Origin of the sequence: Halorubrum sp. GN11_10-6_MGM, from assembly GCF_005435165.1 — an archaeon.
Classification (GTDB): domain Archaea; phylum Halobacteriota; class Halobacteria; order Halobacteriales; family Haloferacaceae; genus Halorubrum.
On sequence record NZ_SGUC01000050.1, the window covers coordinates 1 to 11,476 of the forward strand.

Here is an 11,476-nt window from a genome sequence, read left to right on the forward strand (position 1 = left end):
GCGACGCTCCGAGACGAACGTCTTGATAGGGAACATCGTTCGTCGGGTGACGCGGTCGCGTCACCCTTGCCTGCTGTGACTTCCAGCTCCTGCTGAGAACTGACCAACAATCCTCTACCCAAGAGCGTTGAAAATATATCTAGTTCCCTCACAAGAAGTGTGCTCTCTAACGATATGTGTTTGACAGGTTTGGTAGTACAAGTTATATTCTGTCGATGGACTTGTTTGAGTACTCTACATACCCGCCACACCGATCCGTAGGAATGAGCGCACCCAATATGTCTAGAAATATATAAGCAAGATAGGCGTAGACTTTGAATTCATCTGGTTTTGCTGTACTGAATAACCGCTGGGTCACGGTAACAGTGGTCCAATTAGTAATCTATGTCAATGGTGGTGAATACAAAATCTATCATATGCCATGTGATTAATTAAATCGGTTTCGTAGCTTGAGTTTCGCGTTGATGATTCGGCGGACAGTCTCATGAATAACGTCTATTGGAGTCTGTCCGAAGTACGAGAGTGTGTATAGGAGCCGGGCCTTAAGTGATAGAGCGTCGAGTTCGAATGCCTGTCGGCATTGTTCGCGCGCTTCTTCCAGATGTCCATACCGAAGGTACCGCTCAGCGAGTGATTCGTGAAATGCCTGTTGTTGTTCGTTGGTCAGGTGTTTATAGTACGCTTCGATACCGTTTTCCTGTACATCTTGGATGACCTCGTTTCTGACGCCATCTGTTGCTCGCCTAAGGGCTAGCTGCGCATAGAGCATTGAGCTCTCTTTCGATGAAAAGTAGACGCTCTCGTCGTGGATACGGAAGTAGTACAGTGGTTCTGGAATATTCCGAATTTTGTACTCTTCGGCGATACGAAGCCACATATCCAAATCCTGTGAATATTTGAACACCTCGTCATACCGATCAACTGCTTCAAACACGTCCTTGCGGGCTAGAACTGATCCGTGGATAATGTGATTTTTTGTCACTAAGTCGTCAAATGAGACATTTCCTAACACCATACGCTCCTGTTGGATCGTCCCGTCACCGTCAATGAGGTACGCGCCAGTTCCGACGAGGGCAACGTCTTCGTTCGATTTAATATACTCTACCTCTCGCTCGAGACGTGATGGGTGCGAGAGATCATCTGCGTCTTGTCTAGCAATGTATTTTCCAGCGGCGACTTCAAGCGCACGATTAAGTGATTTCGTCAGCCCTATATTTTTTTCATTTTCTAGAAGCTGAATCCTTGAGTCATTAAAATCACGGACAATCTCTACAGATGAATCCGTTGAGCAGTCGTCAACAACGATGATTTCGAAATCTTCGAATGTCTGGTCAAGTAGACTCTGGAGTGACGCTTCGATGTACTGTTCTTCGTTATAGACGCCAATGAGCACGCTCACTGTCGGATTCGACGCCGAGTCATGAGTCTCATTAGAAGGTGGTTCGGTGACGGCCCCGGTGTTCTTCATCTGGTGGTGCTGAAACGCTCTTGGCTTATCAAACTGTAAGAATCTCCTCTATAACACCGATATCATCTAAAATTATGCGTCAAATACTTGTAGCGGCCACAAAACCTCTTTCTTAATGGATACGAACGCGGTCGTGGTTATTGTTGATGCTCTTCGGGCAGATCGGATCGGTCCGTACAAGGGGACGACTTTGACTCCTCACATTAATCAGCTGATGACTGAAGGCCTCACTTTCGAGCGTGCGTTTACGACGACTAACGCGACGGACTCCGCAACCACGTCGCTACACACCGGTTTACATCCACTTTCTCATGGAGTCATAAATCACGCCATGCGGGTGACAGATGAAGAAAAGAAACGGGCCGAAAGTGTAACTCAATTCCCAGAAATCCTCCAACAGGCGGGGATCCGAACGATCCACAAAGGACGCCACATGGGTCGATGGCACTATAATGGGTTTGATGAGGTAACGACACTACAGCCACACTCTCAATTCTGGAAACTATACGAGAAGTACTTTAGAGGTCTCAGAAATCGGAACAAAGCACTTGGAAAGATATTGGATGGGATGTACTGGTACACAAAAAAGGTGATTACGGCTTTAGAAGGAGAGAGCCCAGATGACCTTGCCGAGTTACTCGATACTCTGAGGCCGGACGAGCAGTTCTACAGCACTTTACACTTGATGGACACGCATATGCCGTATAGTGCCAACGAGGACGTCGCCGCAGAATATCTACAGAGATTTGACTATGACGGTATCAAAATGGAAAAACTCATTGAACAACAAGGAGATGGACCATGGTTGCTTGACCAACGAGCAAACCTCATTGAAGATGACAACAACACGCCGACCATCGAAGAGGTCAAAGCGTGGTATGACGCCTCTGTCACCCATGCCGATGAGAAGATTGGCCGCCTCATCAAGGAGCTCAAAGAGCGTGGGATGTATGACGACACGCTTCTCATTGTTCTCTCAGACCACGGTGAGTCACTCGATGAACATGGTATTTTCTTCGACCACCACGGGTTGTACGACCAGACTGTTCAGATTCCACTTGTGGTTAAACCGCCACACAGAGAGAAGTTTGACCCGGGGACTACAGTCAAGACGTTCACCCAAATCACCGATGTTGCACCTACCGTCCTAGACTATATGAACGTCGGTGCTGAGGCAGGCAATTTTGACGGAGCAACGCTCAGACCGCTCATCGAAGGCGACGACGACGGGTGGACCGAACGAGAAGCGATTCTTGTCGAGGAAGCACACACACAGCGCCGCAGAGCACTCCGAACCTACGAACACAAATACATCCAATCCCTCGAAGACGATCTCGAATGTCGTTACTGTAATGTGGTCCACGGTGCCGAAGAGGAACTCTACGACTTAGCTGAAGACCCAGAGGAGCTCAAAAACATTGTAGACGAAAACCTCGAAGCGCGCGAAGAATTATCCGAGATAACAGAGGCCCTTGTCGCCTCATACGAACTGCGTGAAGCAACAGACGACCAATCTGACGTGACGTATGAAGATGAAGATATTGTTGCCGACCGATTAGAGGCGCTTGGGTACAAGTGAGGTAGGTATGGCAGGTAGGAACTTGTCACAATACTCTCTGAATAACTCGTTGGAGCACGAGATGACACCACCAAGCTACATATTCAATCGACGCCGAAGTTTCCACTGCCTCCCTAGTAGAAACCGATTATGAGAGTCGCTGTAGTAACTTCAGGACACATACCGTCACAGTGGGCACACAGCGTCGCCGTCGCAAAGAATGCGAACGGGTTCGTCCAGTGCGGACACGATGTCGAACTCCTCTCGCCAGAACGACTTTACGAGTCCCAAAAGCGACGCAAGATAGACTCGATACCCGATTATTACGGAATTAGTGAGGAGATCGACGTGACGCTGTTTCCCGACAAGACCCCGTACTACTTCTCAGATGTTCCGTACGTCGGCTTTGCGCTGGACGCCTTGTCATTCGGGACGTTCGATATCACACGGCGAATTGGTGACCCAGAACGGAAGATTACAGCGTACATCGAAGAGGAAGAGTTCGACCTCGCGTACTGTCGGACGTACCGGGCGACGAACTACCTCGTCGAGAAAGGTGTCCCGACGATTATGGAGTCTCACTCGCCCACACTCAGGCGGCATGCACAACGACGGGTGATGAAAAACGCGACCAAAGATGCATTCTGTGGTCTCGTCACCATCGGAGAGAACCTGAAAGACAACTTCGTGGAAGCAGGTGTCCCAGAAGAGAAAGTCCTCGTCTTACAGGACGGTGTCGACCTCGATCAGTTCGCAGATCGTATATCGAAAGGCAAAGCGCGCTCTGAACTCGGCCTCCCGGCCGACCAACAACTGGTGGTATACGTCGGATCACTCCACGAAGACAAAGGAATCAGACACAGCCTCCAGGTGGCCAGTCGACTGCCGAACGTAAGGTTCCAATTCGTTGGTGGCGACGAAGACGACGTGGATACGTGGTCGAAAACGGCGGCAGATATCGGTGCCGATAACACACACTTCAGTGGGTATGTTCCGAACCGCGAGGTGCCGAAGTATCTCGCTGCCGCCGACGTACTCTTAATGCCCTACAAGACAGACCACGATGTACGTTTGATGGATCTCAAATCTACTTCACCGCTGAAACTCTTCGAATATATGGCCGCTGAACGTCCTATCGTTAGCTCAGATATCCCCGCTATCTCACGAACACTCACACACGAAGAGACAGGATTGCTCGCAGAACCGAACGACGTCGACGAGTTAGTTTCCTACGTCACGCGAGTATTTAGAGACGAGGAGTTCGCGACGAAGCTTGCACAGAACGCCCGCAACGAAGTACCAAAGTACTCGTGGCAGTCGCGCTGTGAGACAATGATCAAAGACTTGATGGCTAACTGAGTCGGTACATAGCCTTCGAGACGCGAATGAGCACAGCCACTGAGGGTGCGCGGTTGTCGCCTATATTGGAACGTTCGCGATAACCTTTCTCCGGAAGTCACCTGACAGCCAAAACAAACTTGCGAAGTATACACCAGCGCCGACTCCGACCATGACAACAGTGTCGACAAATCGATAAAAGAGAACCGAAGTTCCAGAAAATACAGGTTGTAGTGCGAGGATAACAAATGCCATGAGCCCTGCTGAAACACTTTGTTTGAGCAGTTCTCTGTACGGTATCTGGAAATCAACGAGCCGTGCCGTAGCCCGGTAACTCAGCAAGAGAGCAAGCAACGAACTGCTAACTGTGGCGATAGCAGCTCCAGTCCACCCGAGCACGTACACAAGACCGATATTCAAAATGATGTTAAACGAGATGAATTTCAGATTTATGTTGAAAACGACATCTGGCCTATCGAGGGCATTAAGCGAATTCGATAGCTGCGTGTGGTAATTATAAATGAGACGAGCAGTAATGAGAATAATCAATACCGTTTTAGCCTCTACGTACGCATCGCCGTACATTTCTAGGATGCGCTCACCGATTAGTATTCCCCCAACAAGACCGGGAATCAACAATAGCCCTGTATATGTAAGAGAGTCCGTGATAAGCGACCCGACATCTGATTTTTCACTGTCACGTCTCGAGATCTCCGGGAAGAGTGTCTGACTGATGGCGTATCCGAAAAGAGCTAACAAGGAGGAGACATTCCATGCCACACCATAAAACCCGACAAAGGTACTGGAGACAAAATACCCGAGTGTGAGAGTATCGACATTATTTAATGTTCGTCCCTCTGCTGCATTTACCCAATTGTACTTACCGTATTCGACGAGACTCGTGAAGTGATGCCGTTCAGGGATTCTAGGTGAGAGTGAGATATATATCAAACCGACAATAAGTGTTATTCCAACACCAACTACGTATCCACCTAACAGGGCGATAACTCCCAACCCGAGCGCAACGCCCACTAGTTGAGCACCGCGTTCAAATACGAGCGACGTTGGTGCGAGAAGACCGCTTACGTGGACTTTCCCAATTCCTTCGAGGACACCTCGCTCTAAGTAGAGTACAGATTGTACAACAAGCATTAGAATCAGCAGATACGTCGCTTCGATTCCAATGTATGTATCTATATAGTCCTTGAAATAAACAATCCCGACGACAGTAACCGAAAGGAGACAGATCTGAATGAGAACCGCAGCACTCAGCAACCCACCTGAGTTGGTTTCCATCTCGCTTAACCGCTTCGTTAACGCTTCTTTGACAGTCAGGCCACTCACAATATTGAACCACCCAAGCATCGCGAGGACCACAAAGTAGATTCCGAGAGCATCCGGTCCGAGGATTCGAGAGAAGTATACGATCGATAGAAAACTCAACAGCGAACTCCCAAACTTCGAGGCAAACGTGACGAACGATTGCTGACCAAGTTTCACGCGATTCTCCCCCAGTTCGGCAGCGACATTATTATTATTGGCTGTAGTGGCTTACAAATCGATTACGGATCTCGCTCAGTCTGCGTGAGAGCACTACCCGCAGTGACGGTCAAGTAATTTTTGAGAAAATAATTTGGAGACAAACAGGACGGTCAGTGTACGACAGAGAGTCAACGAAACTCTGTTAATAGCCAATGATAGGACGCTGGTTACATAGGATCTTGTTCTTGTAGCGTGCTTAAGATGCGATCTGCAGCGCGACAGTTCCCTTCCGGATTTAAATGGTATCCATCCTCAAGCGTGTATTCGTCGGCGATTTCTAACTCGTCATCTATCGAGTCCGCTAGTGGACGAACAGATTGGACAAAATTATACTTCATCGTCATTTTCTGAATTACTTCGTTGTAGGCTTTGATAGCACTGGCTACAGTAGGATTTTTCGCCAAGTATTTTTCACTCGGAGACAAAATATGTATAAATAGAACTTTTGGAACACCAACCGCTTTACAGCGGCCGAGGAATGCGTCGATATTAGCCTCGTATCGGCTCCGTGGAACGTAAGCACGTTTTTGCGATCGAGAGCGTAAATTTGTTGCGAGAAAGAGTAAGGCCCGACGTAAGATATCGGAGGGAACACTATCGACGAGTGTACTCTCAAATTTTCGCAGGTACCGTGGAGCGCAGTCAGCAATTCCTAATTGAACAATGACCGCTGATGGCTCAAAGTAATCTAATCGTCGCTCGTTTTCCCAATCTGTATCGGAATTCAGAATCTCAGACGTATTTCCATCTAACGACCGGTTTAGAACGTGCCACTCACTAAGTTGATCTTGGAGAAAATACGGCCAGGTCTCCTCGTAGCACACTCCTTGTCTTGGAAGTGCTAGTGAATCTCCATGAATGAGGAGATGCTTTGTCATACAATTGAGGACAAATCTACGCCTAATAAGTGGTTTGGAGTCGGCGTGCTACGTAAATTTGACAGGAAAGAAGACCGTTGAATCTGTTTCACCACTATGACAATATTTTACATAGTTGCCGAACACATTTATACCTGGAACGCGCTAAATCGACAGTGTGACAAGGAATATCGCCCTAATTGTCCTTGACTCTGTGAGGAAAGATTATTTCGACAAACATGCCCGCAATTTAAATAAGCTGTCTGATGTTTCTTATGATGATTGTTACGCAGCAAGTTCTTGGAGTGCTCCGAGCCACGCCTCGATACTGACTGGAAAACTCCCTCATCAACACGGTATTCACGCACACAATAAGGACATGGGAAAATTATCTATCGAAGAAACTTTCCTTAATAATCTACATGACCATCGAACAGTTGGTGCGTCAACAAACTTATACGCGGGGGCCCCATATAATTTTGACCTTTTGTTTGACGAATATAAAAGCTTCAACAGATACGGGTTATATCCGGATGGAATCAACATAGACGAGTTCCATGATAACAATCCAGATGGTATTGAGCGATATCTGAGATTTTTAACTCAATCGTACCGCCAGGGATGTTTAAAAGCCAGTATTGCGAATGGGTCAATGGTAAAGATTAACGATGTGTTAGAACACTTCACTCTCCCTCGTTTCGGTGATTATGGTGCGAAGCTAGTGATGAGAAGTTCCCTGAAGCTAATTGATCAGGAGCCCTTCTTTTTGTTCAATAATTTCATGGACGCCCATGTCCCACACAAACCAACCTTATCTCTCGGTTCTTCGCTCACTTCAGTACCCCTAAACTGGTCATCAGAGATGATCGACCGGTGGGACGTCAACAACGCTGATTCAAGTACACAGTACGAATCCTACCTCAAAAACTTCAGAGAGTTGTACGCTGCGTTTATCCAATATTTGGACCGGAAACTTGCAAAATACATCTCTCAAATATTGGACAGTGCCGACGAAGAGACGACTGTTATTGTGACTTCAGATCACGGTGAAGAGTTGGGGCTCGACTACGAGGATGGCAACCTTGGCCACGTGAGTGGTGTGTCGCATTCGCTACTACACGTGCCGTTGTGTATCATAAATCCTCCAGATGGGTTCAAGAAGGCAGAACCGTTTACGCAGCTGGACCTCGGGGAATTGATTTCAGCATTCGGAAACGGAACTATAGAACCATCCGCTCGCGAATTGATTCCCGCAGAGAGGATAGGGTTGGGTATCTCCAAAGACGGGGGACCGGATAACTACGAATTCTGGAACCGACTTGAGAGAACGACCTACGACGGAAACACACGGTACGAATGGGATACGCCTGGTGGAAACCGACAGTATGAGATTGTTGGGCCTTCGAAAGAGAAGTTGGTGGACCAAGATACAGAGATTCCAGAAGAGATGGTAAACTGTTTTGACGTTGATGTAGAGTCGTACAAACAAGAGGCGTTGTCCGCCGAATCTGAACTCAGTGTCGAAGATTCGACACAAAAAAGGCTACAAGACTTGGGCTATATGTGAATTGGACGAATTGTAGGCCGCTTTTTCGAACGTTCTCCAATCATTCTGGTACTCTGTTTCACTTCATCTCGTCGAACACAATTGTTGATGACAGGTATACGCTGGTAGCTCAACGTTTTAGCAAACGTTTGTACAGTGCCTGTTCCGCCTGTGTGACACCATCTAAACTATAATTCTCCAATATTTCTGCTCTTGCATTCGATCCAAGTCGAGTCCGGAGTTCCGTTTCACTCATCAGTCGGTGGATCGCCTCACCGAGACTCTCGCTGTCAGTCTCACACAGCACACCAGTCTCACCGTCGTCAACAACGTCACGAGTCCCATCTACGTCTGTCCCGATACAGGGAACGCCACAAGACATTGCTTCGAGAATCGACTTCGGCATTCCCTCGAAGTGGGACGGGAGGATAAACGCCTCGTGCTTGTTGATGATGCGCGGTATTTCGTGGTTCGGTACTCGACCGATAAACTTGGCGTCTACGTTGAGTGACGTTGCGAGCGAGCGCAAGTTGTCTTCGAGTGGGCCTTCACCAACCAACGTCAGTGAGTATGGTAGATCATCTAGTGCCCGCAGCAACGCGTGGAGGTTCTTTTGTTCTGCGAGACGACCGACGAACAAGAGAGTGTCTGGTTCGGGTTCCACGCCGTCCATCGGTGCGAACACATCTGTCTCGATGTAGTTCGGAACCATCTGGTGGGAGCCGCGAGTCCAGTAGCGTGACTCGATGTAGTCGTACCCGTGGGGAGATGACGTGATAATCCCGTCAGCAGCGGCGTATGAGACGGTTTCGAGGACACGAGCCACGAGGCGAATCGGAAGCGGCTTCTCCAACTTGTTGTAGAACTTCGTTAGGATGTACCCCGTTCGGACCACGAGCGGAATGCTGAACAGAACGCTCGCAATAATCGCTGTCCACGACCCCAGCATCTGATTCGTCTTCACGATGTCGATGTCGCGGAAGATGTCGCGGTGGATAACCGGACACAAGAACGAGTAGAGAAGGGAGTTCGATACGCTCTTTTTCGGGACGACAGTCACGTTGTCTGGTAATTGGTCTGCGTAATCGGTGTCGCGTTCGTCACCGTACGTGAACAGGTAGATATGGTCGACCGTCTCTGACAATCGTTTGTACAGTGCCAGTTCCCGATCCATGATTCCGTCTTCGTCCCACATCCGCATGGAGACGCCGAAGGTGAAGAAGAGCGCGAGAGTCATCTGTTCAGTCTGACGGACAGATGAATTGTTGCGATTCGTCATAGTGATATTCTATTTATCACACGTATCGTATGAAGCTTGTTCAGTAGAACTTGGCTTATTATCCTTCGGCATTATCATGCTAGACTAAGAGAAAGGCACATATTCCGAGTTTTAATCATGTCGATGGAATAGTCACATATGACTATATATAAAAATTATTAATATGACATCTTTATTTACTCTGTCAGACTCTCTCATAAGCTATTTTGTTCCGTACTGACACCATCTATCTAGGTAAGCGGTCGTACTTGCCTCCGGCAAGGGCATAGACTCCGTCGGCATATCGGCGACAACTCCAGTCCTCATCGAAATGAACGGCACGCCGTTTATCTGGGACGTCCTCAACAACTTGATCGGTGCCGGCACAAGCCAACTTGTTTGTCAGCTACAAGGCCGAACAGACTATCGACCGCTACGGCGAAGAGTACGAGGGCGTCCCGATTATCAACACGCACCAGCGCGAACAGTTGGGCCTCGCTCACGCCATCCTTCAGGCGGAACCCCACATCGACGGTCCGTTCATGCTGATGCTCGGCGACAACGTGTTTCGCGAGAACCTTTCAGACGTTACCAACCGCCAACAGGAGGACCGCGCCGATGCAGCGTTCCTCGTCGAGGAGGTCCCCTACGAGGAGGCCTCCCGGTACGGCGTCTTAGACACCAACGAGTACGGTGAGGTTGTCGAGGTCGTCGAGAAGCCTGACGACCCGCCGTCGAATCTGGTGATGACCGGGTTCTACACGTTCACACCTGCGATCTTCCACGCGTGTCATCTCGTCCAGCCGTCCGACCGCGGCGAGTACGAGCTTCCGGACGCGATCGATCTCCTCATTCAGTCTGGTCGTACTAATGACGCGATCCGCCTCGACGGCTGGCGCATCGACGTTGGCTACCCCGAAGACCGCGACCGCGCCGAAGAGCGGCTCGATGATACAGGGGGAAGCGAGACCGAAGAAGACGCGGATGACGCGGACCAAGCCGTCGCCGACTCGGAGGTGAAACCTCGAACGGCGACAAACTCGATACCGCTTCGAAACGGAGGCGACCCGACGTTTCTTGTGCCGGTCCCGCAAAACATTATCCAGAATGCGTATCTCCATCGTCGGCAGCGGCTACGTCGGTACGACGGTCGCCGCCTGCTTCGCAGATCTCGGTCACGATGTCGTCAACATCGACATCGACGAATCGGTCGTGGAGACGATCAACGCCGGCGAGGCGCCGATCCACGAGAAGGGGCTCGCCAGCCTCATCGCCGAGCATGCCGGGCCCGAAGGCACCGGTCGCCTCCGGGCGACCACCGACTACACGGCCGTCCGCGACACCGACGTAACCTTCCTCTGTCTGCCGACGCCGCAGAACGACGACGGCAGCATCGATCTGTCGATCATGGAAGCGGGCGCGAGCCAGCTCGGCGAGACGCTCGCCGAGAAGTCGGAGTGGCACACCGTCGTCGTCAAGAGCACGGTCGTTCCCGGCTCGACCGCGGACACGATCACCCCCATTCTCGAACGAGAGAGCGACAAGACCGCCGGAGAGGCGTTCGGCGTCGGGATGAACCCCGAGTTCCTGCGCGAGGGGACGGCCGTCCACGACTTCCTGAACCCGGATAAAGTCGTGCTCGGCGCGGACGACGAGCGCGCACTCGGGGACATGCGCGCGCTGTTCGACCCGCTCGTCGAGGGAGCCGACGCGCCGGTCGTCGAGACCGACACGCGCACCGCCGAGATGATCAAGTACGCCAACAACGGCTTCCTCGCGGCGAAGGTGAGCCTGATCAACGACCTCGGGAACATCTGTAAGGAGTTCGGCATCGACGCCTACGAGGTCGCCGACGCGATCGGCTTAGACGACCGGATCAGCGAGCAGTTCCTCCAGAGCGGGGTGGGGT

8 protein-coding genes and 1 pseudogene are annotated in these 11,476 nt (G+C 50.2%); 5 read left to right on the forward strand and 4 right to left on the reverse strand.

Annotation, left to right across the window (positions count from 1 at the left end):
• Positions 1-427 precede the first annotated feature (427 nt).
• The gene (locus EXE46_RS15270) at positions 428-1,468 is read right to left on the reverse strand and encodes a glycosyltransferase (protein WP_137689213.1); all 1,041 of its coding nucleotides are present in this window, start codon (positions 1,466-1,468) and stop codon (positions 428-430) included.
• A gap of 115 nt (positions 1,469-1,583) precedes the next feature.
• Here EXE46_RS15270 and EXE46_RS15275 point away from each other — a divergent pair, with 115 nt between their 5' ends.
• A complete protein-coding gene (locus tag EXE46_RS15275; protein ID WP_137689214.1) occupies positions 1,584-3,047 on the forward strand; it encodes a sulfatase in 1,464 nt (487 codons plus the stop codon).
• A gap of 129 nt (positions 3,048-3,176) precedes the next feature.
• The gene (locus EXE46_RS15280) at positions 3,177-4,385 is read left to right on the forward strand and encodes a glycosyltransferase family 4 protein (protein ID WP_137689215.1); all 1,209 of its coding nucleotides are present in this window, start codon (positions 3,177-3,179) and stop codon (positions 4,383-4,385) included.
• Positions 4,386-4,445: 60 nt separating this feature from the next.
• Here EXE46_RS15280 and EXE46_RS15285 read toward each other — a convergent pair whose 3' ends face one another.
• Both EXE46_RS15285 and EXE46_RS15290 read right to left on the reverse strand, forming a co-directional pair.
• Positions 4,446-5,864, reverse strand: coding sequence for an oligosaccharide flippase family protein (locus tag EXE46_RS15285; protein WP_137689216.1), 1,419 nt, complete (start codon positions 5,862-5,864; stop codon positions 4,446-4,448).
• 209 nt (positions 5,865-6,073) lie between these two features.
• Positions 6,074-6,784, reverse strand: coding sequence for an SGNH/GDSL hydrolase family protein (locus EXE46_RS15290; RefSeq protein WP_137689217.1), 711 nt, complete (start codon positions 6,782-6,784; stop codon positions 6,074-6,076).
• Positions 6,785-6,941: 157 nt separating this feature from the next.
• On the opposite strand from EXE46_RS15290, the gene EXE46_RS15295 reads away from it, so the two are divergent.
• The gene (locus EXE46_RS15295; protein WP_158413956.1) at positions 6,942-8,330 is read left to right on the forward strand and encodes a sulfatase-like hydrolase/transferase; all 1,389 of its coding nucleotides are present in this window, start codon (positions 6,942-6,944) and stop codon (positions 8,328-8,330) included.
• A 109-nt stretch (positions 8,331-8,439) separates the two neighbouring features.
• On the opposite strand, the gene EXE46_RS15300 is transcribed toward EXE46_RS15295, so the two are convergent.
• Positions 8,440-9,546: a glycosyltransferase family 4 protein gene (locus EXE46_RS15300; protein ID WP_158413957.1), complete on the reverse strand. Its 1,107-nt coding sequence runs from the start codon at positions 9,544-9,546 to the stop codon at positions 8,440-8,442.
• A gap of 352 nt (positions 9,547-9,898) precedes the next feature.
• Here EXE46_RS15300 and EXE46_RS15305 point away from each other — a divergent pair.
• Positions 9,899-10,580 (forward strand): annotated as a pseudogene (locus tag EXE46_RS15305) (sugar phosphate nucleotidyltransferase); the annotation flags it as partial.
• A gap of 94 nt (positions 10,581-10,674) precedes the next feature.
• On the forward strand, positions 10,675-11,476 hold an 802-nt coding region (locus EXE46_RS15310), incomplete at its 3' end, for a UDP-glucose/GDP-mannose dehydrogenase family protein (protein WP_137689220.1).